Source organism: Streptomyces sp. NPDC001889 (assembly GCF_053594535.1).
Genome location: NZ_JBSFER010000004.1, coordinates 72,500 through 98,309 on the forward strand (window position 1 = coordinate 72,500; position 25,810 = coordinate 98,309).

At 73.6% G+C, this 25,810-nt stretch carries 26 protein-coding genes; 7 read left to right on the plus strand and 19 right to left on the minus strand.

Annotated features, from left to right (window positions below; all coding sequences use genetic code 11):
* Nucleotides 1-58 precede the first annotated feature (58 nt).
* Nucleotides 59-643 carry a pyridoxamine 5'-phosphate oxidase family protein gene (locus ACWCRA_RS05560; RefSeq protein WP_351557839.1) on the plus strand — a complete coding sequence of 195 codons (585 nt, stop codon included), beginning with the start codon at nt 59-61 and terminating at the stop codon, nt 641-643.
* Nucleotides 644-936: 293 nt separating this feature from the next.
* Here ACWCRA_RS05560 and ACWCRA_RS05565 read toward each other — a convergent pair whose 3' ends face one another.
* From ACWCRA_RS05565 to ACWCRA_RS05590, 6 genes are all read right to left on the minus strand, one after another.
* Nucleotides 937-1,473 (minus strand): arginine repressor, encoded by a 537-nt coding sequence (locus tag ACWCRA_RS05565; protein ID WP_351557841.1) that lies wholly within the window; start codon nt 1,471-1,473, stop codon nt 937-939.
* A 7-nt stretch (nt 1,474-1,480) separates the two neighbouring features.
* Nucleotides 1,481-2,683, minus strand: coding sequence for an acetylornithine transaminase (locus tag ACWCRA_RS05570; protein WP_451066962.1), 1,203 nt, complete (start codon nt 2,681-2,683; stop codon nt 1,481-1,483).
* Nucleotides 2,683-3,615, minus strand: coding sequence for an acetylglutamate kinase (gene argB, locus ACWCRA_RS05575; RefSeq protein WP_351557843.1), 933 nt, complete (start codon nt 3,613-3,615; stop codon nt 2,683-2,685). The genes ACWCRA_RS05570 and argB overlap by 1 nt, the downstream gene beginning before the upstream one ends.
* Nucleotides 3,612-4,766, minus strand: coding sequence for a bifunctional glutamate N-acetyltransferase/amino-acid acetyltransferase ArgJ (argJ, locus tag ACWCRA_RS05580; protein WP_351557845.1), 1,155 nt, complete (start codon nt 4,764-4,766; stop codon nt 3,612-3,614). Before argJ ends, argB begins: the two co-directional genes overlap by 4 nt.
* Complete coding sequence (gene argC / locus ACWCRA_RS05585; protein ID WP_351557847.1) at nt 4,763-5,791, minus strand: N-acetyl-gamma-glutamyl-phosphate reductase; 1,029 nt, start codon at nt 5,789-5,791, stop codon at nt 4,763-4,765. Before argC ends, argJ begins: the two co-directional genes overlap by 4 nt.
* Nucleotides 5,792-5,929: 138 nt before the next feature.
* Entirely contained in the window at nt 5,930-6,505 is a 576-nt protein-coding gene (locus ACWCRA_RS05590) for a CGNR zinc finger domain-containing protein (RefSeq protein ID WP_351557848.1), read from the minus strand.
* 80 nt (nt 6,506-6,585) lie between these two features.
* On the opposite strand from ACWCRA_RS05590, the gene ACWCRA_RS05595 reads away from it, so the two are divergent.
* Both ACWCRA_RS05595 and ACWCRA_RS05600 read left to right on the plus strand, forming a co-directional pair.
* The gene (locus ACWCRA_RS05595; protein ID WP_451066896.1) at nt 6,586-7,758 is read left to right on the plus strand and encodes an epoxide hydrolase family protein; all 1,173 of its coding nucleotides are present in this window, start codon (nt 6,586-6,588) and stop codon (nt 7,756-7,758) included.
* Between the two features lie 122 nt (nt 7,759-7,880).
* Entirely contained in the window at nt 7,881-8,402 is a 522-nt protein-coding gene (locus tag ACWCRA_RS05600; protein WP_351557851.1) for an AAA family ATPase, read from the plus strand.
* Nucleotides 8,403-8,438: 36 nt separating this feature from the next.
* On the opposite strand, the gene ACWCRA_RS05605 is transcribed toward ACWCRA_RS05600, so the two are convergent.
* The 7 genes from ACWCRA_RS05605 to ACWCRA_RS05635 form a co-directional block, all read right to left on the minus strand.
* Nucleotides 8,439-9,350, minus strand: coding sequence for an ABC transporter permease (locus tag ACWCRA_RS05605; RefSeq protein ID WP_451066897.1), 912 nt, complete (start codon nt 9,348-9,350; stop codon nt 8,439-8,441).
* A complete protein-coding gene (locus ACWCRA_RS05610) occupies nt 9,347-10,219 on the minus strand; it encodes an ABC transporter ATP-binding protein (RefSeq protein ID WP_451066963.1) in 873 nt (290 codons plus the stop codon). The genes ACWCRA_RS05605 and ACWCRA_RS05610 overlap by 4 nt, the downstream gene beginning before the upstream one ends.
* A gap of 80 nt (nt 10,220-10,299) precedes the next feature.
* Nucleotides 10,300-10,731 carry a transcriptional regulator gene (locus ACWCRA_RS05615; protein ID WP_451066898.1) on the minus strand — a complete coding sequence of 144 codons (432 nt, stop codon included), beginning with the start codon at nt 10,729-10,731 and terminating at the stop codon, nt 10,300-10,302.
* On the minus strand, nt 10,728-11,225 hold the full coding sequence (locus ACWCRA_RS05620; protein ID WP_351557857.1) for a hypothetical protein: 498 nt from the start codon (nt 11,223-11,225) through the stop codon (nt 10,728-10,730). Before ACWCRA_RS05620 ends, ACWCRA_RS05615 begins: the two co-directional genes overlap by 4 nt.
* A gap of 91 nt (nt 11,226-11,316) precedes the next feature.
* Nucleotides 11,317-13,725, minus strand: coding sequence for an excinuclease ABC subunit UvrA (locus tag ACWCRA_RS05625; protein ID WP_351557859.1), 2,409 nt, complete (start codon nt 13,723-13,725; stop codon nt 11,317-11,319).
* A gap of 87 nt (nt 13,726-13,812) precedes the next feature.
* On the minus strand, nt 13,813-14,232 hold the full coding sequence (locus ACWCRA_RS05630; RefSeq protein WP_351557860.1) for a VOC family protein: 420 nt from the start codon (nt 14,230-14,232) through the stop codon (nt 13,813-13,815).
* Between the two features lie 10 nt (nt 14,233-14,242).
* Nucleotides 14,243-14,662 (minus strand): helix-turn-helix transcriptional regulator, encoded by a 420-nt coding sequence (locus ACWCRA_RS05635; protein WP_351557862.1) that lies wholly within the window; start codon nt 14,660-14,662, stop codon nt 14,243-14,245.
* Between the two features lie 243 nt (nt 14,663-14,905).
* Here ACWCRA_RS05635 and ACWCRA_RS05640 point away from each other — a divergent pair, with 243 nt between their 5' ends.
* A complete protein-coding gene (locus ACWCRA_RS05640; RefSeq protein WP_351557864.1) occupies nt 14,906-15,256 on the plus strand; it encodes a YciI family protein in 351 nt (116 codons plus the stop codon).
* A gap of 86 nt (nt 15,257-15,342) precedes the next feature.
* Here ACWCRA_RS05640 and ACWCRA_RS05645 read toward each other — a convergent pair whose 3' ends face one another.
* Together ACWCRA_RS05645 and ACWCRA_RS05650 are read right to left on the minus strand one after the other, a co-directional pair.
* A complete protein-coding gene (locus tag ACWCRA_RS05645) occupies nt 15,343-16,275 on the minus strand; it encodes a phosphotransferase (protein WP_351557866.1) in 933 nt (310 codons plus the stop codon).
* Nucleotides 16,276-16,306: 31 nt separating this feature from the next.
* Nucleotides 16,307-17,215 (minus strand): NAD(P)-dependent oxidoreductase, encoded by a 909-nt coding sequence (locus ACWCRA_RS05650; protein ID WP_351557868.1) that lies wholly within the window; start codon nt 17,213-17,215, stop codon nt 16,307-16,309.
* Between the two features lie 79 nt (nt 17,216-17,294).
* Between ACWCRA_RS05650 and ACWCRA_RS05655 the strand changes: the two genes are divergently transcribed.
* Nucleotides 17,295-17,696: a MerR family transcriptional regulator gene (locus tag ACWCRA_RS05655; protein ID WP_451066899.1), complete on the plus strand. Its 402-nt coding sequence runs from the start codon at nt 17,295-17,297 to the stop codon at nt 17,694-17,696.
* Between the two features lie 167 nt (nt 17,697-17,863).
* Here the strand turns inward: ACWCRA_RS05655 and ACWCRA_RS05660 are convergent, their stop codons facing one another.
* The 4 genes from ACWCRA_RS05660 to ACWCRA_RS05675 are packed head-to-tail and all read right to left on the minus strand — an operon-like array spanning nt 17,864 to nt 22,128.
* A complete protein-coding gene (locus tag ACWCRA_RS05660) occupies nt 17,864-18,535 on the minus strand; it encodes a response regulator transcription factor (RefSeq protein WP_351557872.1) in 672 nt (223 codons plus the stop codon).
* Nucleotides 18,532-19,830, minus strand: coding sequence for a histidine kinase (locus tag ACWCRA_RS05665; protein WP_451066900.1), 1,299 nt, complete (start codon nt 19,828-19,830; stop codon nt 18,532-18,534). The genes ACWCRA_RS05660 and ACWCRA_RS05665 overlap by 4 nt, the downstream gene beginning before the upstream one ends.
* A gap of 17 nt (nt 19,831-19,847) precedes the next feature.
* Nucleotides 19,848-21,185 carry an acyltransferase family protein gene (locus tag ACWCRA_RS05670; protein ID WP_451066901.1) on the minus strand — a complete coding sequence of 446 codons (1,338 nt, stop codon included), beginning with the start codon at nt 21,183-21,185 and terminating at the stop codon, nt 19,848-19,850.
* A complete protein-coding gene (locus ACWCRA_RS05675; protein ID WP_451066902.1) occupies nt 21,178-22,128 on the minus strand; it encodes an alpha/beta hydrolase in 951 nt (316 codons plus the stop codon). The genes ACWCRA_RS05670 and ACWCRA_RS05675 overlap by 8 nt, the downstream gene beginning before the upstream one ends.
* An 880-nt stretch (nt 22,129-23,008) precedes the next feature.
* On the opposite strand from ACWCRA_RS05675, the gene ACWCRA_RS05680 reads away from it, so the two are divergent.
* Together ACWCRA_RS05680 and ACWCRA_RS05685 are read left to right on the plus strand one after the other, a co-directional pair.
* A complete protein-coding gene (locus ACWCRA_RS05680; protein WP_451066903.1) occupies nt 23,009-24,241 on the plus strand; it encodes an MAB_1171c family putative transporter in 1,233 nt (410 codons plus the stop codon).
* A gap of 116 nt (nt 24,242-24,357) precedes the next feature.
* On the plus strand, nt 24,358-25,791 hold the full coding sequence (locus ACWCRA_RS05685; RefSeq protein ID WP_451066904.1) for an NAD(P)/FAD-dependent oxidoreductase: 1,434 nt from the start codon (nt 24,358-24,360) through the stop codon (nt 25,789-25,791).
* Nucleotides 25,792-25,810: the final 19 nt, after the last annotated feature.

Here is a 25,810-nt window from a genome sequence, read left to right on the forward strand (position 1 = left end):
TCAACGTCGACGGATATTGGGGGCGCGCCGGGGCGGGGGGTCGCCGGATAATCCGTGCATGGCAAAGCTCTACGAACGAATAGACGGACGCATCCGCGCATTCATCGAGCAGCAGCCCGTGTTCTTCACGGCCACCGCCCCGCTCGGCGGCGACGGGCACATCAACCTCTCCCCCAAGGGCCGCAGCGGCACCCTGGTCGTCCTCGACGACCTGACCGTGGCCTATCTGGACTTCGGCGGCAGCGGCGCCGAGACGATCGCGCATCTGCGCCAGGAGGGGAATGGCCGGATCACGCTGATGTGGTGCGCCTTCTCCGGGCCGCCGAAGGTGCTGCGGGTGTACGGGAGCGGGGAGGCGGTCTTCCGGGACGACCCGCGCTGGGAGGAGCTGATCAAGCACTTCACGGAGGTGGACGGGCCGGGGGCGCGGGCGATCATCGTGGTGCGGGCGGAGCGGGTCTCGGACGCGTGCGGGTTCGCGGTGCCGTTCCTGGATTACCGGGAGGAGCGGACGCAGCACGCGGAGCACTTCGGGCGGAAGTCGGAGGAGGAGTTCGCGGTGTACTGCGAGAAGAAGGGGATGGGGGTGAGCCTGGACGGCCTCCCGGCCCTCCCTCTGCCGCTGCCGCGGCGCACGGCCTGAGGGTTTTCCCTCCGGGGGGGTGGTTCCGGGGCGGGGGCCTGGGGCGCGGAGGGTCCCGTGGCGCGGGGTCCGTCCTCCCCCAGAGCTGCCTCGGGGAGGAGCCCCCCAGACGGGCTGAGGTTGCTCGGCCTGTCCGGGGGAAACCTCCCCGAGGCAACTCTGGGAGAGATGGAGCCGCACCCCCCAGCCCCGCCGGGGCGCACACCTCAGCCCCTCCGGCGATTGAGGAGCGGGGGTTCGGGGGCCGGCCCCCGACCGAGGCCCGGAGGGGGCGGACGGGATCGGGTTGCTGGTCAGCGTTCCTTCTGGGCCAGGCGGAGGAGGTGGTCCGCCAGAGCCTGCCCCCCGGTGGGATGCCGGCTGATCAGCATCAGCGTGTCATCCCCGGCGATCGTCCCGAGGATGTCGTGCAGCTCGGCCTGATCGATGGCCGAGGCGAGGAACTGCGCCGCCCCCGGCGGCGTCCGGAGCACCACCAGATTCGCCGACGCCTCCGCGGAGATCAGCAGCTCCGCGGAGAGCCTCCGCATCCGCTCCTCCTTCGCGGACTCCCCGAGCGGCGCCTGCGGAGTGCGGAACCCGCCCTCGCTCGGCACCGCGTAGATCAGCTCCCCACCGGTGTTGCGGATCTTCACCGCACCCAGCTCGTCGAGGTCCCGGGAGAGCGTCGCCTGAGTGACGCTCAGCCCGTTGTCCGCGAGGAGCTTCGCCAGCTGGCTCTGGGAGCGCACCGGCTGCCGGTTGAGGATGTCCACGATCCGACGGTGGCGGGCCATACGGGTCTGCGGCACCGCCTGCCCGCCCTGCTCGGAGTCCTGCGCCTCGGTCATCGTCGTCTCATTCTCCGGATTGTCCTGTCCCGTCCCGCTCGCGGGCCGCGTCGAGCACGCCGGGCAGGGCCCGGAGAAACGCGTCCACATCCGCCTCACCGATGATGAGCGGCGGCATCAGCCGTACGACATCGGGGGCCGGGGCGTTCACCAGGAAGCCGGCGCTCTGAGCCGCCCGCTGCACCTGGGGCGCGAGGGGCTCGTTGAGCACGATACCCAGCAACAGGCCGGCACCACGGACATGGGAGACCAGATCGTGTCCGAGAGATTCCACTCCGTCCCGGATCTTCTCCCCGAACCGTTTGACCTGGTCGAGCAGCCCATCGGCCGCGAGGGTGTCCAGAACGGCGAGACCGGCGGCGCAGGCGACGGGGTTGCCGCCGAAGGTGGTGCCGTGCTGGCCGGGCCGCAGCAGATCGGCGGCGGGGCCGAAGACCAGCGTGGCGCCGAGCGGCAGCCCCCCGCCGAGCCCCTTCGCGAGGGTGACGACATCGGCCTCGACCCCCTCGGCCTGGGCCGCGAACCAGTGGCCGGTCCGGCCGATCCCGGTCTGCACCTCGTCCAGGACGAGCAGGGTGCCGGTGGCCCGGGTGATCTCCCGGGCCGCCTCCAGATAGCCGGCGGGCGGGGTGACCACCCCGTTCTCGCCCTGGATGGGCTCCAGGATCACCAGCGCGGTGTCGGTGGTGACGGCGGCGCGCAGCGCGTCGGCGTCCCCGTACGGAACATGGGTGACCTCGCCCGGCAGCGGCAGGAACGGCTCCCGCTTGCCCGGCTGCCCGGTCAGCGCGAGCGCCCCCATGGTGCGGCCGTGGAATCCCCCGGCGGTGGCGACCATGTGCGGGCGGCCCGTCAGCCGGCCGAGTTTGAAGGCCGCTTCGTTGGCCTCGGCGCCCGAGTTGCAGAAGTAGACCCTGCCGGGGCGGCCGGCGAGCTGGATCAGCCGCTCGGCGAGCGCGAGCGGCGGCTCGGCGGTGTAGAGGTTGGAGACATGCCCCAGGGCGGCGATCTGCCGGGAGACCGCCTCGACGACGGCGGGGTGGCCGTGGCCCAGCGCGTTCACGGCGATCCCGCCGACGAAGTCGGTGTAGACGGCCCCGTCGGCGTCGTGGAGTGTGGCGCCCTCGCCGCGTACCAGGGAGAGCGGCGGTGTGCCGTAGTTGTCGGTCATCACGCCCTGCCAGCGCCGGGCGAACTCCTGGTTGGTCATCATTCCCCCTCCGTCACGGATGTCACGAACGGAACATCGGGCACGACCATGGTGCCGATGCCCTCATCGGTGAAGATCTCCAGCAGAATCGAGTGCGGCACCCGGCCGTCGATCACTCGGGCGGTGTTGACCCCGTTGCGGACGGCGAAGAGACAGCCCTCCATCTTGGGGACCATCCCGCTGGAGAGGTCGGGCAGCAGCTTCTCCAGCTGGGTGGCGGTGAGCCGGCTGATCACCTCGTCGCTGCGGGGCCAGTCCTCGTACAGCCCCTCGACATCGGTGAGCACCATCAGGGTCTCCGCGCCAAGCGCCGCAGCGAGAGCCGCAGCCGCCGTATCAGCATTGACGTTGTAGACATGTCCGTCGTCCTCCGCACGGGCGATGGAGGAGATGACCGGGATGCGGCCGTCCTCCAGCAGCGCCGTGACGGCGCCCGTGTCGATCCTGGTGACCTCGCCGACCCGGCCGATGTCGACCGGCACACCGTCGATGAGCGGCTGGTGCTTGATGGCGGTGATGGTGTGGGCGTCCTCGCCGGTGAGCCCGACGGCGAGCGGCCCGTGCTGATTGAGCAGCCCGACCAGCTCGCGCTGGACCTGTCCGGCGAGCACCATCCGTACGACGTCCATCGCCTCGGGGGTGGTGACCCGAAGGCCCGCCTTGAACTCGCTGACCAGGCCCTGCTTGTCGAGCTGGGCGCTGATCTGGGGGCCGCCGCCGTGCACAACGACGGGTTTGAGGCCGGCGTGCCGCAGAAAGACGACGTCCTGGGCGAAGGCCGCCTTCAGGTCCTCGTCGACCATGGCGTTGCCGCCGAACTTCACGACCACCGTCTTGCCGTGGTGCCGGGTCAGCCAGGGCAGTGCCTCGACGAGGATGCGGGCCTTCGGCAGGGCGGTGTGCTTGCGCGCCGGGGGGTTGATTCCGCTCATGAGCTGTACGCGCTGTTCTCGTGGACGTAGTCGGCGGTGAGGTCGTTGGCCCAGATGACGGCGGACTCGTCCCCGGCGGAGAGGTCCGCGGTGATCCGTACCTCGCGGTAGCGCATGTCGACGAGGTCGCGGTCCTCGCCGACGCTGCCGTTGCGGCAGACCCAGACGTCGTTGATGGCGACATGGAGCCGGTCGGGCTCGAAGGCGGCGCCGGTGGTGCCGATGGCGGAGAGCACCCGGCCCCAGTTGGGGTCCTCGCCGTGGATGGCGCACTTGAGGAGGTTGTTACGGGCGATGGAGCGGCCGACCTCGACCGCGTCCGCCTCGGTGGCGGCGCCCACGATCTCGATCCGGATGTCCTTGGACGCGCCCTCGGCGTCGCCGATGAGCTGGCGGGCGAGGTCGTCGCAGACGGTACGGACGGCGCCGGCGAACTCGTCGTGGGCGGGGGTGCGGCCGGAGGCGCCCGAGGCCAGCAGCAGCACGGTGTCGTTGGTGGACATGCAGCCGTCGGAGTCGATCCGGTCGAAGGTGGTGCGGGTGGCGTCGCGCAGCGCCCGGTCGAGGTCGGGGCTGTCGAGATCGGCGTCGGTGGTGAGGACGACGAGCATGGTGGCGAGGCCGGGGGCGAGCATGCCCGCGCCCTTGGCCATGCCGCCGACGGTCCAGCCGTCGCCCTGGTGGACGGCGGTCTTGTGGACGGTGTCGGTGGTCTTGATCGCGATGGCGGCCTTCTCACCGCCGTACTCGGAGAGTTCGCCCGCGGCCTTCTCCACGCCCGGGAGCAGCTTGTCCATGGGCAGCAGCAGGCCGATGAGGCCGGTGGAGGCGACGGCGATCTCGCCGGCGCTGTGGCCGTCGAGGACCTCGGCGGCCTTCTCGGCGGTGGCGTGGGTGTCCTGGAAGCCCTGGGGGCCGGTGCAGGCGTTGGCGCCGCCGGAGTTGAGGACGACGGCGGTCACCGCGCCGCCCTTGAGGACCTGCTCGGACCAGAGGACCGGGGCGGCCTTGACGCGGTTGGAGGTGAAGACGCCGGCGGCGGCGCGGCGGGGGCCGTTGTTGACCACGAGGGCCAGGTCCGGGCTGCCGTTCTCCTTGAGTCCCGCGGCGATGCCCGCCGCGGTGAACCCCTGTGCTGCCGTGACGCTCACGGTGCCACTCCGATCGTTGAGAGTCCTGTGGTCTCGTCGAGGCCCAGGGCGATGTTCATGCTCTGGACCGCACCGCCCGCGGTGCCCTTGGTGAGGTTGTCGATGGCGCTGATCGCGATGATCCGGCGGGCGCTCTCGTCGTACGCGACCTGGATCTGCGCGGCGTTGGACCCGTACACGGACGCGGTCGCGGGCCACTGCCCCTCGGGGAGCAGATGGACGAAGGGCTCGTCGGCGAACGCCTTCTCGTAGGCGGCGCGCACGTCCTGCGCGGTGGTGCCGGGCCGGGCCTTCGCCGAGCAGGTGGCGAGGATGCCGCGGGCCATGGGCGCGAGGGTGGGGGTGAAGGAGACGGTGACCGGCTCCCCCGCCGCGCCGCTGAGGTTCTGGATCATCTCGGGGGTGTGGCGGTGGCCGCCGCCGACGCCGTAGGGGCTCATGGAGCCCATCACCTCGGAGCCCAGGAGGTGCGCCTTGGGCGCCTTGCCGGCGCCGGAGGTGCCGGAGGCGGCGGTGATCACGGCCTCGGGCTCGGCGAGGCCCGCACCGTACGCGGGGAAGAGCGCGAGGGACACGGCGGTCGGGTAGCACCCGGGCACCGCGATGCGGCGCGCCCCCTCCAGCGCGCTCCGGCCGCCGGGCAGCTCGGGCAGTCCGTACGGCCAGGTGCCGGCGTGCTCGGAGCCGTAGAACCGCTCCCAGTCGGCGGGGTCCCTCAGCCGGAAGTCGGCGCCCATGTCGATCACCAGCGCCTCGTCCCCGAGCTGCTCGGCCACGGCGGCGGACTGCCCGTGCGGCAGCGCGAGAAAGACCACGTCGTGCCCGGCGAGGACCTGCGCGGTCGTCGCTTCGAGCACCCGTCCGGCGAGCGGCACCAGATGCGGCTGAAGCCCGCCGAGCGGCTGCCCCGCGTTGGAGTTGCCGGTGAGTGCGCCGATCTCGACCCCGGGATGCGCGAGGAGCAGCCGGAGGACTTCCCCGCCCGCGTATCCGCTCGCGCCTGCCACTGCTGCTCGTACCGCCATCGAACCCTCCTCGTCGACGGCATGACTATACGCAGCTATGCAGTTTTATGCAATGAGTCGGATGGCCGCGCGGACCGTCCCGCCGTGCCGGACGCGGCGCGGTACGGAGGGTCCCGCACGGGCGCTCCGGGGCGACGATCACTCCACCGGTCCGGACTTTCCCTGCCGGCCGGCGAGGAAGCGCGCCTTCTTCTGGCGGTTCCCGCACGTGTTCATGTCGCACCATCTGCGGGTGCGGCTCCGGCTGGTGTCGAAGAAGGCGGCCCGGCAGGTCGGCGAGGCGCACAGGGCCAGCCTTCCGTCGCGCTCACCCGAGATGACGCTGATCGCGTCGGCGGCGATCACGCCGAGGGCGTCCTCCAGAGGGGAGGCCGGGCCGAGCCGCCAGCGCCGCTCGCCGCCGGGCGTCAGGAAGGCCGCCGCCCGGCCCCGGGAGCTGCGGGCGTTGATGACCCGCAGGGCGGACGCGGGGAGGGCGTCCTGGACGGCGGCCGCCGTGGCGGCGGCGTGGATCGACTCCCTCAGCTCCCGGGCGAGGCCGAGCTGGAGCGCGGTGCAGGAGTCCACGGCGAGGCCGTACACGGCCAGCCAGTCGATGAGCCGGTGCGGCACGGGAAGGCGTTCCACGGCGTCGCCATGACGCTCCGACAGGGTCCCCGTGAAGCTGGTCGCCAGCACCGAACCGAGGCGGAAGTCAGGGAAGTCGGCACGCATGGAACCACCATAGCCGGTTGCGACACGGCCCGGAGAGCTGCTAGAACCGTCAATGCCGGTTCCGCTAGCCAGGAGGTCCCATGCCCCGCCCGACCAGCGACGTGCACACGTTCGAAGCCCACGCGACCGACGCCGACCTCGACGATCTGCGCGCGCGACTGGCCTCGGCGCGGCTGCCGGAGGCCGAGACGGTCCAGGGCGCGGGGCCCGGCTCCCCGCGGTGGGCGCAGGGCGTTCCCCTCGCCGACCTCGCCGATGTCGTGCACTACTGGCGCACCGGGTACGACTGGCGGGCGTTCGAGGAGCGGCTCGACCGGATCGGCCAGTTCCGGACGACCATCGACGGCCTGGGAATCCACTTCCTGCACCGCCGGTCCGCGCGCGCGGACGCCACCCCTCTGGTCCTGACGCACGGCTGGCCCGGCAGCATCGCCGAGTTCACCGATGTGGTGGACGAGCTGGCGGATCCGGAGGACCCGGACGCGCCCGCCTTCCACGTCGTGGTCCCGTCGCTGCCGGGCTTCGGCCACAGCGACAAGCCGGCCACCACCGGGTGGGGGACCGAGAGGATCGCGGCCGCGTGGGTGGAACTCATGGGAAGGCTCGGCTACGGCACCTTCACGGCCCACGGCGGCGACTGGGGAGGCAATATCACCACGGTGCTCGGCGGCAGGTTCCCGGCGCACGTCCTCGGCATCCACACCACGTTCGCGGAGGCGCCGCCCGGGCTGACGGCGGACGGGCTGACGGCGGAGGAGCGCGAGTGGACCGAGGAGACCCGCGACTTCTGGCGCCACCGCGCGGCGTACGCGAAGCAGCAGGCGACCCGGCCGCAGACCATCGGCTACTCGCTCGTCGACTCACCGGTCGGTCTTCTCGCCTGGATACTCGACAAGTTCGCCGAGTGGTCGGACACCGAGGACAGCCCGTTCGAGACAATCTCCCGGGACCGCGTTCTCGACGACGTCACCCTGTACTGGCTGACGCGGACCGGCGCGTCGTCGGCCCGTATCTACTACGAGAGCCATGATTCGCTCGATCCCGGACTCCGGGTCGACGTCCCGTCGGCGATCACCATGTACCCCCGCGACATCGAGAAGAGTCCGCGCGCCTGGGCGCGGGAGCGGTACCGGCGGATCGTCCGGTGGAGGTCACCCGGGAAGGGGGGACACTTCCCGTCGCTGGAGGTCCCCGGGTACTTCGTCACCGATCTGCGCGAGGGCCTCGCGGCAGTGCTGGCCGCGCGCCGGTGAACGCGGCGGGTGGCGGTACCCGGTCCCGGGCGGGGCCTCCTCGCGGACCGGCATCCCGTCGTGGCGGTTCTGTGACACGGCCGGCACGGGCGCCGGGGTCGCGCACCACTAGCGTCGAACCCATGATCGTATGGCTCAACGGCACCCATGGCGCGGGCAAGACGACGACCAGCGCGCTCCTTCAGCCGCTCATCCCGGACTCCCGGGTGTTCAACGCCGAGAAGGTCGGCGAGACGCTCATGGACATCGCTCCCGGGCTGCCCGCGACGGACAACTTCCAGCACTGGCCACCGTGGCGGCCCCTCGTGGTCGAGACCGCGCGGCGGGTGCTCGACTACACCGGCGGCACCCTGGTGATGCCCATGACCGTCATCGTCGAGGAGTACTGGCGCGAGATCAGCGCGGGCCTCGCGGAGCACGGCGTCCCGGTGCGGCACTTCGTCCTCCACGCCGACCGGGACACCCTGCGCGGACGCATCGAGGGGGACACCGTCCTCGGCCCCTCCCCCTTCCGCCTCCGCTATCTCGACCCCTACGCCGAGGCGGCCCGCACCTGGCTGCACCGCGAGGCCGAGGTCGTCGACACCACCCACCTCACACCGGCCGAGGCGGCCCTGCGGATCGCGGACGCGGTCAGGGGCTGAGGTCCCCGGGGCGGTACCGCCGGGCCGCGCCCGCTCCTACGAGCCGGCCCGCTCGGGGACCGCCCCGCTCCGGACCGCCCTGCTGTGGCGCGCGCTCAGCCGGGAGCCCGACTCCCGGCGGGCGGCGCGGCGCAGCAGGGGGATCGCCAGGAGGAATCCGATGACCGCCCAGGCGGCCAGGACCAGGGCGACCATGGGCAGCTCCCAGGAGCCGGCCGGCTCGGCGGCCCGCGCGGAGTCCGGCAGCAGCGCGGAGCGCAGGCCCTGCGCCATCCACTTGAGCGGGAAGACGGAGGCCACCTGCTGGACCGGCCCGGGCAGCGAGGTGATCGGGAAGACCGCTCCGGAGGTGACCAGCAGCCCCATCGTGGGCAGCATGATCAGCGCCAGCGCCTCGCGCGGATTGGGCAGTACGGCGCCGATGGCCGCGCCCAGCGGTACGACGGCGAGCAGCCCGAGCGCGGTGACCCACAGCAGCGTCAGCCAGCCGGCCGGTCCCCGCGGCAGCGGTCCGTCCACCAGCAGCGCCCCGGCCGCCAGGAGCAGGGCCAGGGTGACGGCCGCCGTGACGACCACCAGCAGGCACTTGGCCACGAGATAGGCCGGTATCCCGCCGGGTGTGGCGCGCAGCCGCAGCAGGGCGCCCTCCTCCCGCTCGGTCACCAGCAGCTGCGGAAGACTGATCATCCCGATCTGGAACAGCAGATAGGCGGCGAAGCCCGCGAGCACCAGATGGGTCATCGGGACACCGGTGCCGGGCACATCTCCGCTGACATAGCCCGCGATCACCAGGGCGACCACCACATTGGTCAGATGGCCGGACAGCTCCTTGGGATTGCGGAGCAGGTGCCGCAGCTCGATGGAGCCGCGCAGGAGACCCGCGCGGCAGGAGCGGCGGACGGGGCGGTGCGCTCCGGCCCGCCCCTCCGTCGTGGGGGTGTCGTTCATACGGCCCGCGCTTCCCCGTCCGTGCCGTTCCCTTCCGGCTCCTGCCGGTCTTGCCGGTCTTGCCGGTGCACCATGTGCAGATAGGTGTCCTCCAGCGTCGGGCGGCGGACTTCGAGACCGGCGATCGGTCCGGCCGCGTCCCGGTGGAGCTCCCAGACCAGCCGCGAGGGGTCCTCGGTGCGTTCGCGGCGGGGCGTCCCGTCGTCGGCCGTCCAGCGGACCTCGGCCCGCGCGGCGGCCCGCCGGGCCAGCTCCGACGGAGTGCCGCAGGCCCGTATCCGGCCGCTGACCAGCATGGCGATCCGGTCGGCGAGCCGCTCGGCCTCGACCAGGTCGTGGGTGGTGAGCAGAACGGTGACGCCCTCATCGCGCGCCAGCCGCTCGACCAGGAGGTGGAACTCGTGCCGCGCCCGGGGGTCGAAACCGGTGGTCGGCTCGTCCAGGAAGAGGAGTTCGGGGCGGCCGACGATGCCGAGCGCGACATCCAGCCGCCGGCGCCGGCCGCCGGAGAGCCGGTCCACCCGCCGGTCCGCCTGGTCGGTGAGACCGACCAGGGCCAGCAGTTCGGCCGGGTCGCGGGGGTCGGGGTAGTACGTCGCGAAGTGCGCCAGCAGCTCGGCGACCCGCCAGCGGCCGTGGTCGCGCCAGGACTGGAGGACCAGTCCGATACGGCCGCGCCAGGCGTCGTCGCCGCGCTCCGGGTCCGCGCCGAGGACGCTGACGTCCCCCGCGGTGCGCTGCCGGAAGCCCTCCAGGATCTCGACGGTGGTGGTCTTCCCCGCGCCGTTGGGCCCCAGCAGGGCGAAGACCTCACCTCGGTGGATGTCCAGATCGATGCCGTGGAGGACATCGATGCCGCCGTACGCCATGGTCACACCGCGCGCCCGGATGACGGGGTGGGCGGGGGCGGAGGGCGGCGCGGGCGGTACGGGGCCGTGGTCGAGCGCCGTCACCGTCCCGTCTCCGCGTGGTGCCGGCGGCGGGGCCGGTGCGCCGGTCCGGGGCCGTCCGCCGGGGAAGCGCCGTCCGCCGGGGAAGCGCCGTCCGCCGCCGGGCCGGTGGGCGCGGGTCCGGCCGGGGCCGGGAGCCCGGCGCGCTCGACGATCGCCCGCAGCGCGGCCACATGCCCCTCGAAGGCGGTGCGGCCGGCGTCCGTCAGCCGCACCCTGGTGCGCCGTTTGCGGCCGCCGCCCTCCTTGTGGATCTCCAGATATCCGGCCTCGCCCAGGGTGTGCAACTGCTTGGAGAGCGCGGAGTCGCTGAGCGAGAGGCTGTCGCGGACGAACGCGAAGTCCGCCCATTCGGTGGTGGCGAGGAGCGCCACCACCGACAGCCGGGTGGCGGGGTGGATCAGTTCGTCGAAGCCCCGGGGGACGCTCATCCGTCCTCCCGCTCACCGCGGAGACGGAGGGAGCCGGTCGCCCAGCGGTTCGCCGGACCGATGAACAGCAGGAACACCCCGGCCGAGACCGTGGCCTGGATCAGACTGCCGGGCAGCGGCTCCAGCGATCCGGCCAGCCGGCCGCAGAGCAGGGCCGTGCCGCCGGTCAGCAGCGCCCCGGCGGCGAACACGGCGGACGTCCGCCAGGTGTGGCGGGAGTGGTGCAGCCGCACCCGGTCCCCCCGGTGGTGGAGCACCGCCAGGGCGCCCAGCAGCGCGACGTACGCGACAACGATCAGCGGGACGCCCCAGCGGGGCGGCTCCAGACCCAGACCGGCCAGAAAGACCCACATGAGCGCCGCCGTGGCGCGGGCGGCGCCGGAACCGCCCGAGGCGCGCCGCTCGATCTCGTCGTACACGCGCTCCTGCGGCACGCGGACGCGCTGCAGATCCCTCCATGCCTGTTCGGCATCGACCGGTGTGCTCACGACCATCGCCCTCCCGTGACGCTTTACTTTCCCACCGGGAAAGCTACCTTCGGCTTTCCCGGTGGGCAAGTCGGCCCCGGGCCGCCGGGTTCGCCGGTCAGCTCCCGACGTAGGCCGCGAGGTGCTCGCCGGTGAGGGTGGAGCCGTCGGCGACCAGGTCGGCGGGGGTGCCCTCGAAGACGACCCGGCCGCCGTCGTGGCCGGCGCCGGGGCCGAGGTCGATGATCCAGTCGGCGTGTGCCATCACCGCCTGGTGGTGCTCGATCACGATGACCGACTTGCCGGAGTCGACGAGCCGGTCGAGCAGGCCGAGGAGTTGCTCGACATCCGCGAGGTGGAGTCCGGTGGTCGGCTCGTCGAGGAGGTAGACGCCGCCCTTCTCGGTCATGTGGGTGGCCAGCTTGAGCCGCTGGCGCTCGCCGCCGGAGAGGGTGGTGAGCGGCTGGCCGAGGGTGAGGTAGCCGAGCCCGACGTCCACGAGCCGGCCGAGGACCCGGTGCGCGGCCGGGGTGCGGGCCTCGCCGGCGCCGAAGAACTCCTCGGCCTCGGTCACCGGCATCGCGAGCACCTCGCTGATGTCGCGTCCGCCGAGGTGGTGGTCGAGCACCGCGGCCTGGAACCGCTTCCCCTCGCACTCCTCGCAGACGGTGGCCACCCCGGCCATCATCGCGAGGTCGGTGTAGATGACGCCGGCGCCGTTGCAGTTGGGGCAGGCGCCCTCGGAGTTGGCGCTGAACAGCGCCGGCTTCACCCCGTTGGCCTTGGCGAACGCCTTGCGGATCGGGTCGAGCAGCCCGGTGTAGGTCGCGGGGTTGCTCCGCCGGGAGCCGCGGATCGCGCCCTGGTCGATGGAGATCACACCGGCGTCGGCGGCGCCGGGCTGCTGGGGCAGTGCCGTGTGCAGCAGTGAGCTCTTGCCGGAGCCGGCGACCCCGGTGACCACGCAGAGCACCCCGAGCGGGATGTCGACGTCGACATCCCGCAGATTGTGCGCCGAGGCGCCGCGGATCTCCAGCGCCCCGGTGGGCTCGCGCACCGTCTCCTTGAGGACGGCGCGGTCGTCGAGATGGCGGCCGGTGAGGGTGGAGGCGGTGCGCAGTCCTTCGACGGTGCCCTCGAAACAGATGGTGCCGCCCTCCGTGCCGGCGCCGGGCCCGAGGTCGACGACATGGTCGGCGATCACGATCGTCTCCGGTTTGTGCTCCACGACGAGCACGGTGTTCCCCTTGTCGCGCAGCCGCAGCAGGAGTTCGTTCATCCGCTGGATGTCATGGGGGTGCAGCCCGATGGTGGGCTCGTCGAAGACATAGGTGACATCGGTGAGCGCGGAGCCGAGGTGGCGGATCATCTTGACGCGCTGGGCCTCGCCGCCGGAGAGGGTGCCGGACGGCCGGTCGAGCGAGAGATAGCCGAGCCCGATCTCCACGAAGGAGTCCAGGGTCTTCCCCAGGGTCGCCAGCAGCGGTGCGACGGATCTGTCGGTGAGGCCGCGGACCCAGACGGCCAGATCGCGGATCTCCATCGCGCACGCGTCGGCGATGCCGACACCGCCGATCCGCGACGACCTGGCCACCTCGCTGAGCCGGGTGCCGTCGCACTCGGGGCAGGTGGTGAAGGTGACCGCCCGGTCCACGAAGGCCCGGATGTGCGGCTGCATCGCCTCCCGGTCCTTGGAGAGGAACGACTTCTGGATCTTGGGGATCAGCCCCTCGAAGGTGAGGTTCACCCCCTCGACCTTCACCTTGGTCGGCTCCCGGTAGAGGAAGTCCCGCATCTCCTTCTTGGTGAATCTGCGGATCGGCTTGTCGGGGTCGAGGAAGCCCGACTCGGCGTAGGTCCGCACGGTCCACCAGCTGTCCGACTTCCAGCCGGGGATGGTGAACGCGCCCTCGGCGATCGACTTGGAGTCGTCGTAGAGCTGGGTGAGATCGATGTCCGAGACCGTGCCCCGGCCCTCGCAGCGGGTGCACATGCCGCCGGTGCGGGTGAAGGTCTGCTTCACGGTCCTGGTGCCGGCCCCCCGCTCGACCGTGATCGCGCCGCTGGCCCGGACCGAGGCGACATTGAAGGAGAAGGCGTTGGGCGAGCCGATGTGCGGCTGCCCGAGCCGGCTGAAGAGGATGCGCAGCATCGCGTTGGCGTCGGTGGCGGTGCCGACGGTGGACCGGGGGTCGGCGCCCATCCGCTGCTGGTCGACGATGATCGCGGTGGTCAGCCCTTCGAGCACATCGGCCTCGGGCCGGGCGGCGGCCGGCATGAAGCCCTGGACGAAGGCGCTGTACGTGTCGTTGATCAGCCGCTGCGACTCGGCGGCGATCGTGCCGAACACCAGGGAGCTCTTGCCCGAGCCGGAGACCCCGGTGAAGACCGTCAGCCGGCGCTTGGGGATCTCGATGCTGACGTCCTTGAGGTTGTTCACGCGTGAGCCGTGCACACGGATCAGATCGTGGCTGTCGGCACCGTGGCGCGCGGGCGGCCGCGTGCCCTTCCTCGTGGCCCTGCTCATGGTCTTCTCTCTCCATCCATCTGTTCGGTGCGGGCCGTGGCCCCCGCCCGCGTCGTCGGGCGGGGGCCGCACCACGGCCGGGGGGTGCTACTGCTCGCGGGCCTGGGTGAAGCGGAGCATGTTGCCGGACGGGTCGCGGAAGGCGCAGTCACGGACGCCGTAGGGCTGGTCGATCGGCTCCTGCAACACCTCCCCGCCGGCGGCCCGGACGCGTTCGAAGGTGGCGTCGCAGTCGTCGGTGGAGAAGATCACACCGCGCAGCATGCCCTTGGCCAGCAGTTCCGCCATGGTCTGCCGGTCGGCGGGCGAGGCGTTGGGGTCCGCGAGCGGCGGTTCGAGGACGATCTCCACATCGGGCTGCTCGGGTGAGCCGACGGTCACCCAGCGCATTCCCTCGAACCCGACGTCGTTGCGTATCTCCAGGCCGAGGGCGTCACGGTAGAAGGCGAGCGCCTTGTCGTGGTCGTCGACGGCGATGAAGCACTGCGAGAGTTTGATGCTGTTCATGCTGTCGACGTTACGAGGCGGCGGTGGATCGCGCTTCTCCGATCCTGACCGGTCGTGTGAGGACCTTGGCGACACACGCCGGGATCGGTGCTCCGGCCTCGTGGGAGCGGGCCCGGTAGGCGCTGGGCGGCTCGCCGACCAGCTCGGTGAAGCGCGAGCTGAACGACCCCAGCGAGGTGCAGCCCACGGCGAAACAGACGTCCGTGACACTCAGGTCGCCCCGGCGCAGCAGCGCCTTGGCCCGCTCGACCCGGCGCGTCATGAGATAGCTGTAGGGCGTCTCGCCGAAGGCGGCGCGGAAGCTGCGGGAGAAGTGCCCGGACGACATGAGGGCGACCTTCGCCAGCGCCGGGACGTCCAGGGGCCGCGCGTAGTCGCGGTCCATCACGTCCCGGGCGCGGCGCAGTCGTACCAGGTCCTCCAGGGTCATGCCCACCAGCATCGCACGGGGGCCGGGGGCTCCCGGCGGGCGGCGGGCGTCCGGTGCCGGAGGCCGTCCCCGAGGCCGTTCCGGAGGCCGTCCCGGGAGCCTGCCGGAGGCCGTTCGGAGGCCCGGAGGCCGTCCCGGAGAATTCCGGAAAGAATTTCCGGGACGGTGTCGATCCGGGCCCAGCCCGTTCGACGCACAGGTGAGAGGCGGGGAGAGGCCCCGCCCTTCCGACGAGGAGTCACCATGCCGCGCTTCCTGACGATGATCCGTGTCGACGAGCGGACCGCCCCCGCCGACGGGCCCGAGCTGGGTGAGCGCATGGGCGCCCTGCTGGAGGAGATCACCAGGGCCGGGGTGATGCTGGACACCGGCAAGCTCACCGACACCGCCGAGGCCACCCGGGTCACCTGGTCGAACGGGGAGCTGAGCCACACGGACGGGCCCTTCACCGAGACCAAGGAGGTCATCGGCGGGTACTCCATCGTGCAGGCCAAGGACAAGGCCGAGGCGCTGGAGTGGGCCACGCGGTTCCTCCAGGTCCACGACGACCGGTGGACCCTGACCGCCGAGGTCCGCGAGATCGCGGAGGGCTGATCCCCGGCCGGGTCCGGGACCGCCGCCCCCTCGGGGGCGGGCCGGTCCGGGCGGCCCGCCGCCGGGGCGGGCGCGGGCGCCGCGTCTCACCCGCCCCGGCCCAGCCGGTCCAGGGCGCCGCGCAGAAAGGCGTCCCGCCGGCCGGTCGCCGTCGCCGGGGAGAGGTCGCCCCGGCCCTGGCCGGCGAAAGCCGGGAGCCAGAGGGCCAGATCGGGCGGGGTGCTCAGGGCGGCCACCACGTCCCAGTACGCCAGGGTGCGCGCGTCCGCCTCCTGAGGCGCCCGCCCCGGGGCCCGCAGCCAGCCGGTGAGCACCTCGTCGGCGGCCGGCGGCCCGGCGAGGACCGCCGCGTCGCAGCGGAGCGAGCCCAGGTCGACGCCCCAGTGACCGGCGCCCGCCGAGTCCCAGTCCACGATGCCGGTCAGCGTCTCGCCCTCCCACAGGGTGTTGCCCTGCCAGAGGTCGCCGTGGACCAGGACGGGCCGGACCCCGGGGCCGGGCGGTGGGCCGGCGACCGCCCGTTCCGCCTCCGCGAGAAGGGGCGGGAGGCCGCCGTCGCGCCGCATCGCGGCGAAGTCCACCCCGCCGATCGAGCGGTCCCGCAGGGGCAGCCCGGGGCGCGGGTCCAGCGGGACCGCGTGCAGGGCTGCCGCCGCCGCGCCCAGGGCCCGCAGCCGGCCGGGGGTCGGCAGGGCGGGGATGCGGCTGCTCCCCCGTACCGCCGTGGTCAGCACCGCGAGGGTGCCGGCCGACCGGCCGTCGGGGTCGGCGGCGATCAGCCGGGGCGCCGGGAGGCGGTGCCCGGCGGCCAGCTCCAGGGCGGCGGCCTCGGCCGCGAAACCCGCGTGCGGGCCGTCGGGGCCGGGGGCGCCGGTCCTGAGCACCACCGCCTCCAGCGGCCCGCCGGTGAGACGGAGCAGCCATGGGCTGCCCCCGTCCCGCAGGCCCCGGATGTCGTGGATCTCGGACCCGGCGGCGGCGGCCGCCCAGGCGAGAGTGGCCGCGGAGGGTTGGATCATGTGACGATCCTGGCCCGGCCCACCCCCGTGGTCAACCAACGGCCGCCGCCCTGCGGAAGACCTCGTAGACGGCCAGATAGTTGTCGCCTCCGTGGCCCTGCGCGATGGCCCGCTCGGCGACGGCCCGCATCAGCGCGGGCTGGTCGGTGTGGACGCCCTGCTCGGCGGAGGTGCGGACGATGTGCTCCAGGGCGGCGAGGTTCATCTCCATGGTGCCCGCGTCGCCGGGGTAGTTCCCCGAGCCCAGCTCCGCCACCTCCTCGGCGAGCGTCGAGTTCACCACGGACGGCATGAACCAGCCGAGCGCGAGTTCGGCGAAGTCGGCCGCCGGGACCCCGGCCGACGCGACCAGGGCGGTGGCGTGGAGGACACCGTTCATGGTCGCGTACATGATCTCCAGCAGCGCGGTGTTGTGGAGCACCGCGAGACCGGGGTCGGAGCCGAGGTACCGGGGGTCGCCCAGGGCGGCGAGGAGCTCCCGGTGCCGGTCGAAGACCTCCCTGGGGCCGCTGTAGAGGAAGACCGAACCGGGGGCGCCCACCATCGGCGGCGGCACCATGATCGCGCCGTCCAGGTACTCGGCGCCCCGCTCGGCCGCCCAGCGGGCCGCCCGGCGGGCCTCCTCGGGTGTGCCGGAGCCGAGGTTCACCAGAACCCGCCCCTTCAGCGCGTCACCGGCGGCGCCGAGGATCGCGTACATGGCGTCGTAGTCCTTGAGACACAGGAGGGTGAGCGGGCTCGCGGCCACCGCGTCCGCCGCGGTCGCCGCGCCGGTGGCGCCCCGGGCGAGGAGGGCGGTGTCCTTGCCGGGGGTGCGGTTGAAGACGGTCGGCCGATGGTCCCGGGCCAGCAGCGCGTCGGCGAGCGGCACCCCCATGGGACCCAGGCCGATGACGGTAACAGGGGTGATGAGCTGGTCTGTTGAGGTCTGTGGTGTCATGGGGAACACGCTAAAGTCTCACATCGGTGTGAGAGTCAACCTCACTTCCCTGAGACCCGGAGACCCGGAGGTACGGCCCATGCGGATCGGCGCTCTGTCCCGGCGGACCGGCGTCAGCCGCCGGCTGCTGCGCTACTACGAGGAGCAGGGTCTGCTGGTCCCCGAGCGGCGGCCCAGCGGATACCGCGAGTACGACGAGGAGACCGTCCGTACGGTGGACAACATCCGCACCCTGCTGGGCGCGGGGCTGGGCACCCGGACCATCGCCGAGCTGCTGCCCTGCATGGTCGACGACGGGCCGGACCTGGTGCCCGGCTGTCCCGGGCTGGTGGACGAGCTGTACCGGGAGCGGGAGCGGATCGACAGCGCGGTGGCCGGTCTGCTGACGGCACGGGCCGCGCTGGACACCCTGATCGCCGCCGCCCCGGAGCAGGACCCGGCCGGCGGCCCCGGCGGGGCCGAGGAGTGCCTCGTCCGCTAGGGAGTTGGTTCCTTCCGGCCTGGGCCGGACCGGACCGGACTGGATCGGACCGGGCCGGATCGGATCGGATCGGGCCGGTGAGCGGGGTCGCGGTGCCAGGGCCCGCGAGCCCGGCGAGATCCGGAAGGGACGGCCCGGCACGGTACCGGGTCCCGGGCCCGCCGGGGTCAGTTGCGGGAGGGGCGCACCAGTCCGGTCTCGTACGCGAGGACCGCGGCCTGGGTCCGGTCGCGCACGCCCAGTTTCACCAGGACGCGGCCCACATGGGTCTTCACCGTCTGCTCGGCCACCACCAGCCGGGCGGCGATCTCCGCGTTGGACATGCCCCGGGCGATCAGCAGGAGCACCTCGGTCTCGCGTTCCGTCAGTTCGCCGACCCGCTCCCGGAGGGGTGCGCGGGCGGTGCCGGTCATGCGGGAGAACTCGGAGATCAGCCGGCGGGTGATGTTCGGGGCGAGCAGGGCGTCGCCGGCCGCCACCACCCGTACCGCGTGGGCCAGTTCGTCCGCGGACGCGTCCTTCAGCAGAAACCCGGAGGCCCCGGCGCGCAGCGCGTCGTACACGTACTCGTCGAGGTCGAAGGTGGTCAGCACCAGCACCCGGACGGTGGTGCCCGCCGCCTCGGTGATGAGCCGGGTCGCCTCGATGCCGCCCATGCCCGGCATCCGTATGTCCATCAGCACCACATCGGGGGCGAGTTCGCCGACCCGGGCGACGGCGTCGGCCCCGTCCACGGCCTGGCCGACGACCTCGATACCGGGTTCGGCGTTCAGCAGGACGGTGAATCCCTGGCGGACCATCATCTGGTCGTCGGCGATCAGTACGCGGACGGTGGTCACACGGTCTCCTCGGAGCTCTGGGCAGCGGTGTGCCGGGGCAGGGTCACCCATACCTCCCAGCCGCCGTCCGGGGTGGCTCCGCAGGCCAGCTCGCCGCCCAGCATCGCCGTGCGCTCGCGCATCCCGAGGAGTCCGTGCCCGGCGCCCGGGGTCGGCGGAGCCGGTCGCTCCGGCGGGGAGTTGGTGACCCTGATCATGATCCCCGACGGCTGGTACCGGGTGTCCACCCGCACCGCCGCGCCGGGCGAGTGCCGCATCGCGTTGCTGAGGGCCTCCTGCACGATGCGGTACGCGGAGAGTTCGACGCCCGGGGGCAGGGGCCGGCGTTCGCCGGTGGCGCGGGCGGTGACCACGAGTCCCGTGGCGCGGACCCGGGCGAACAGTTCGTCCAGCCGGTCGAGGGTGGGCTGGGGGGCGTGCCGTACGGCCTGGGAGAGGGCGTCCTCGGAGCGCAGCACGCCCAGGACGCGGCGGAGTTCGGCGAGCGCGTCGACCGCGCTCCGCCGGATGCCCGCGAGGTTCTCGCGCAGCTCGTCGGAGGGGTTCTCGGTCAGATGGGGGGCGACCTGTGCCTGGATGGAGATGACCGACATATGGTGCGCGACCACGTCGTGCAGCTCGCGGGCGATCCGGTTGCGCTCCTCCAGGAGGGTGCGGCGGGCCCGCTCACCGGCCGTGATCTCCTCCTGGGCGACCAGTTCGGAGCGGGCCCGCTGCCGCCCGCGCAGCGCCGCGCCGACCGCGGTGGACAGGGCGAGGGACATCAGCGCGACCGGCGCGCCCCGGGTGTCCCCGGACACGGCGATCCCGCACAGCAGCCCGGTGACGGCGCTGACCACCAGGGTCTCGGCCGCGACCCGGGGGCGGGCCCGCAGGGCCACCGCGAAGAGCACTCCGGCCTGGCCGGCGATCGCCCACTCGGTCCAGGGGTAGGGCGCGTCGGCGCCCGGGCCCGGGTCCATGAGAAGGGTGACCGCGACGGTGGCGACCAGCGTCGTCCACCAGGCGGGGACGGGACGGAACAGGGCGGCGACCAGCGCCCCGTACTGGAGCGAGGCGAGCGCGATCCCGGCCGCCGTGCCCAGGCCGAAGCCGGAGACGTACTGGTCGACGGTGACGATCAGCAGCACCGCCGCCGTGAGCGTCAGCAGGACTCCGTACACCGGCAGCCAGTCCGACCGGCGGGGGCGGGGAGCGCCCGGGGGCGGGCCGCCGTCCGTCGTCAGCAGATCCGCGCGGAGCGCGCGACCGGCCGCCCGGAGCGCCGTGGCCGCTGTGCGCAGGTGTGGTGTCATCTCCCCCGCCCTCTCTCTCATCCGCCCCACCCCGGGGTCGTCCGGGCGGCGGGGGCGGTGGCGGTGTCCCGGCCGCCCTCCCGGACATTCTCGCGACCGCGCTTCCCGCAGCTCGACCGGCCACTCTCCGGACCGCTCCTCCCGCCGCTCTCCTCAGCGCAGGCCCGACCGCCGGCCCGGCCGCCCTCCCGGCCGCTGTTCCGGCCGCTGTTCCGGCCGCTGTTCCGGCCGCTGTTCCGGCCGCTCTCCCCACCGCCGGCCCGACCGCTCTCCCAGCCGCGGAACGCCGCCCGGCAGACCAGCAGCGCCAGCGCGAACACCGGCAGCCAGGCGGTGCGGGCGAGCACCCACTCCGCACCGTCCGGGGCGGTGTGCAGCCCGGGCAGACCGCCGCCCGCCAGCAGACCGAGGGCGGTGACCGCGATCATCGCGCTCTGGTGCCAGAGGAACACGGTCATCGCGGAGAGGTTCAGCAGGGCCACCGCCGCCCAGAGCGCGGGGCGCCGGAGGGCCCGGCGCAGCGGGCGGAGCAGCAGCAGGGCGGCGCCGCACTGGGCGAGCCCGAAGGTGACGGCCGCGAGGGTCGGCGGGCTGAGGTTGGAGGTGCCGGCGCCGGGTATGCCGACCATCGCGGCGGGATAACCGGCGTACAGCACCAGCGCGGTGGTGGCGAGCGCGCCCGCGGTGAGCAGCGCCCAGCCGGTCGCGGGCCCCGGGAGTCCGGACCGGGCCCAGAGCGTTCCCAGGCAGTACGGCACCAGCCAGCCGGCCGCCAGATTCAGCCAGCCGATCCACTCCGGCGCGCCGAAGGCGAAGCGGAGCAGGTCCACATGGAGGACCACCGCGAGCGGCCAGAGCGGGTGCAGCCGGGCGATCAGCGGGGTCGCGGCGGTCAGCGCGGCGAAGACCAGCAGAAACCAGAGCGGCGCCAGGACCAGCCGGACCAGGGCGTGCACGGTGGCGAGCCCGGTCCCGGCGATCAGCATCGCCGCCGCCGCGACCGCCCACACCACGAGGACGGCCACGACCGGCCGCAGCAGCCGCGCCAGCCGGGCGCGGAGCCAGCACCGGTAGCCCCGGCCCCGGGCACGCGCCGAGGTGCGGCTCCTCGCGCCGAGGACACCGCCGACGAGGAAGAACACGGCGAGGGTCTGGAGCACCCAGGAGACGGGCGCCAGCTCCGGGAGGACGTTCAGGGGGCTGGTGGTGCGCACGGTTCCGCTGTCGGTGACCAGGGCGGTCACCAGCCAGTGGCCGAGCACCACCCCGAGGATGGCGAAGGCGCGCAGGGCGTCCAGGGCGCGGTCGCGGTCCCGCGGGGTGGCGGCGTCGATCCGGCGGGCTCGCTCACGCACGGGACGCCTCCCCGGAGGAGGTGCTCCCGGAGACGATCCCGGCGATCGCCCGCAGGGACACGGAGCCCGGTCTCAGATAGTCGGCGTGCCCGGCGGAGCCCGCGTCGAAGGTGCGGGCCCCGAACTCCGGGGAGACCGGGTCGGGGCCGAATCCGACGGTGGTGAAGAGCAGCGGGAGCCGGGTGTGGGGCACCTCGCCGATCCAGTCGCCCGAGCCGCGGCCGGCCCAGACGGCCGCCCGGGTGCGCAGCCGGTCCGCGTGGTCGGCGCCGGTGCCGGGGCTGCCGAACAGGACGATCGTGTCGAGGGGCAGACCCGGGGCGGCGCGGGCGCAGACGACCGAGCCGTACGAGTGGCAGAGCAGGGAGACCCGGGCGGCGGGGGCGGCCGAGGTCAGCTCCCGGACGAAGCGGCGGAGGCCGGGGGCGGCTCCGTCGGCGCGGTCCGTGGTGAGCACCTCGGGGGTGGTGGTGCCGGGTGTGCGGTAGCCGAGCCAGGCGACGACGGCGGCGCCGGGGCCCAGCTCCCGCTGGAGGGCGGACGCGTCGGTCCGGAACCGCTCATAGGTGTCGAGGCCGGTGTCGGCGCCCGGGACCAGCACGGCGACGCGGCCGGCCCGGGAGAGGTCGCCGAAGACCTCGGCGGTGCGGCCTCCGTCGCGGCCGTCGAAGGTGAGGAAGTGGCGGTCCGGGCCCGCCATGGCCCGCAGGGCAAGGGCGCGCCGCCGGTCGCCGTGGCCGGCGGCGGCGCGCGCGGCGGCGCGGACGCCCTCACGGCTGGCGGTGTACCGCGCGCCGAGGGCGGTGGGGGTGGCGGCCGGGAGCGGGCCGAGATCGGCGGGGGTGGGGGCGGGGACGGCGGCGGGGTGGGCGGCGCCGGAGACGGGGAGGGCGATGGAGGCGGCGATGAGGGCGGCGAGGAGGGTGCGGCGGAGGCGGGGCATGGGGTTTCCCTTCCAGGGTGGGTGTTTCGTCTCGGCGGACCCGGTGGACCCGGTGGCCCGGGTCCGCCGGCCCCCGCGCCGGCCCCCGCGCCGGCCCCAGCCCGTCTGGGGGCACCTCCCAGAGGCAGCTCTGGGGAGCTTGAGGACGGACCCTGAGGCACAGGACCCCGCACTGTGCGGGCCACGGTCGGGGGCCAGCCCCCGAACCCCCGCTCCTCAAACGCCGGAGGGGCTGGGTTTGCTCAGGTCTCCGGAGGGGCTGAAGTGGCACGGCTCAAACGCAGGCCGGGATGGGTTTGCTCAGGTTCCCGGCGGGACTGAAGTGGCACGGCTCGAACGCCGGAGGGGCTGAGGTGGTGTGGCTCAGCTCGCCGGAGGGGCTGACATGGTGGTGGTGTCGGCGTGGTGCTCCTCAAACACCGGACGGGCCGGGGTAGTACGGCACAAACATCGGACGGGCCAGGGCGGCACTCCTCAAACACCGGACGCACCGGGACAGCACCCCTCAATCGCCCGGAGGGCCGACGCACCCAGCCCGTCTGGGGGCACCCCCCAGAGGCAGCTCTGGGGGAGATTGAGGACTGAGCCCGGGGCACCGGAACCCGCACCGTGCGGGTTGTGGCGATCACGTTAGGAGCCGGCAGGCATCACCCGCGTCCCGCCGCGGTCCCCACTTCCCGGATAGCTCTCAGGTATCACCCCCGCCCCCGACTCCCCCGCGCGTACGTCACACCCCGCTGACTCCGCGCCCGCCGCCCACTAGGGTCACCCTGACCGCACACCACACCCGGGCCCCCGGGCCCCCGGGAGCGCGGGAAGCACGGACCGTCACGGAGCGGCCCCGCGCCGCTCCCCGGCAGCGAGAGGCGCGGGGCCTGCCATGTCCGACTTGAGTTTCTACGGGCCCGCGGCGCTCGGCGGCCTCGCCTTCCTCATCCGATTACCCGGCCTGCTCCGCAACCCGCGCGACCCCCTGCTGCGGGCCGTGGCCCTGCTCCTGATCACGGGCTGGGGGGTGTTCTTCTTCGGCGCCATCCCCACGATCGCCTGGGTCAACGAGGTCACCGGGGTACCCAACTTCTCCGCCCCGCTCGTCTACACGATCCTCACCGCCTTCAGCGGCTCGTGCATCGTGCTGATCATCAACTGGCGCGGTGGCCCGCCCGAGCGCATCCGGCGGGCCACCCGCTGGTGCGCCGGGATCTACGGTCTGGTCGGGGTCGCGCTCTTCGTGCTGTTCTTCCTGGGGGACGCGCCGGTCGAGCGGCTGCGGGACCTGGACACGTACTACATCACCACCCCCTGCATCCGGGAGATGATCGTCCTCTATCTGCTGGCGCACACCGTGTCGGCGATCATCATGACGGTGCTGTGCAGACGCTGGTCGAGGGATGTCAGCGGGGTGCTGCGCGCGGGCCTGTTCCTCATGGTGGCGGGGTATCTGCTGACGCTGGCCTACGATGTCTGCAAGTTTGCCGCGGTCGGCGCCCGTTGGGCGGGCCACGACTGGGACGCGCTGAGCACCGGCGTCGCCCGCCCGTTCGCGTCCGCCGCCTCCTTCCTGATCGCCACCGGGCTGGGGCTGCCGCTCGTCGTGCAGCGGCTGGAGAGCCCCTGGCGCGACTGGTGCCGCTACCGGCGGCTGGGCCCCCTGTGGCGGCTGCTGGGCGAGGCGGCCGAGGGGCGCGGCAGCGTCAGGATCTCCCCGTTCTCCTCTGCCGGGGTGCGGCTGCTCCAGCGGGAGTCCGACATCCACGACGGGCTGCTGACGCTCAATCCGTACTTCGACCCCGGGGTCAGGGCCGGGGTGCTGGCCGGGGCGCTCGCCGCCGGCGCGGACCCCCGGGACGCGGAGGCGGCGGCGGAGGCCGCCATGGTCACCGCCGCGCTCGCGGCCCTGCGCGCCGACCCCGAGCACCGGGTGATCGCCTCCTCCCGGACTCTCCAGCCGGGGGCGGGGCACGCGTCGCGCGATCTGCTGCGGATGTCCCGGGCGCTGTCCGCTCCCCCTCGGCGGGGTGCCGCCGGCCGGGCGGCGGGGGGCGGGCCCCGGACGGCGGGCGGACCGGCGGCGGGTGACCGGGACACCCCGGGTGCCCCTCGGACCCACTGAGCGATCATGGGGCCGTGGACCCGGCCGGCCGTCACCCTCCGCGCTCCCGGGCCCCGCTGACGTACCGTCCGTTGCCGACCCGACCCGCCCCCGGCGGCCTGGCAGAGAGCAGACACATGACCGACCCCGGAACATTCAGTGCGGACGCGCGTGGGCGCCGGGCCGTCGTCATCGGCGGAGGGCTGGCGGGGATGCTCGCGGCGGCGGCGCTGCGCGGAGTGGTGGACGACATCCGCGTCGTGGAGAACGACGAGCTGCCCGGCGGCCCCGTTCCCCGGCGCGGCCTGCCCCAGGCGGGCCATGTGCATCTGCTGTGGAGCGGCGGGGTGCGGGCGGTGGAGGCGCTGCTGCCCGGGGTGACCCGGCGGTGGCTGGCGGCCGGCGCGCGGCGGATACCGATCCCCACCGGGATGGTGGGGTTCAGCTCGCAGGGCTGGTTCCGGCGCTGGCAGCACGAGACCCACTTCCTGATCGCGTGCAGCCGGGACCTGCTGGACTCCGTCGTACGGGACATGGTGGTGGCCGACCGCTCGGTGCGGGTGCTGGAGCGCACCCGGGTGGAGGGGCTGACCGGCACGGCGGGACGGGTCACCGGGGTACGGGTGCGCGAGGCCGGCGGCGCGGAGCGGGTGATCGGGGCCGACCTGGTGGTGGACGCGAGCGGGCGGGGCTCCCGTACCCCTCGGTGGCTGGTGGAGCTGGGCGCGGGACCGGTGCCCGAGCGGACGGTGGACCTCGGTCTGGTGTACGCGACCAGGGTCTTCCGGGCTCCGGAGGGCACGGCGGACTCCCCGGTGATCACCGTGCAGGCGGACTCCCGGGCCGAGCGCCCGGGGCAGAGCGCGTCGATGCTGCCGATCGAGGGGGACCGGTGGCTGGTCACCGTCTCCGGGACCCGGGGCGGGGAGCCCACGGACCGGCCGGAGGAGTTCGAGCCGTTCACCCGGCGGCTGCGGCACCCGATCGTCGGGGAGCTGATCTCCCATCTGGAGCCGCTGGGCGGGGTGACGGTCAACCGCAGCACCCGCAACCGGCGTCACTTCTACGAGAAGGCGCGGAACTGGCCCGAGCGGTTCGTGGTGATCGGCGACGCGGTGGCGACCTTCAACCCGGTCTACGGGCACGGGATGTCGATCGCGGCGCAGAGCGCGGTGGCGCTGCGGGAGGTGACGTCCCGGGAGGGTGTCACGGCGCCGGGGCTGGCCCGGCGGGTGCAGCGGGCGGTGGCCCGGCGGGTGGAGGTGGCCTGGGAGCTGGCGGTCGGGCAGGACATCTTCTTCCCCGGGGTGCGCGGAGGCGCGCCTGGCCCGGCGGACCGGCTCCTCGCCCGCTATGTGGACCGGCTGCTGAAGACTTCCACGGGGAGTTTCCTGATCACCCGGGAGTTCACCCGGGTCTCCTCGCTGGAGGCTCCGCTGAGCGCGCTCGTACGGCCGCGGGTGCTGCTGGCCGCGGCGCTGGGGCCGCGGCATCCGCCGCTCGGCGCGCCGCCGCTGACCGGGCGCGAGCTGTCCGCCATCACCGGGAGCGGGCCGCGCCGGGCCGGCTGACGGGGTCCGTACGCGCCGC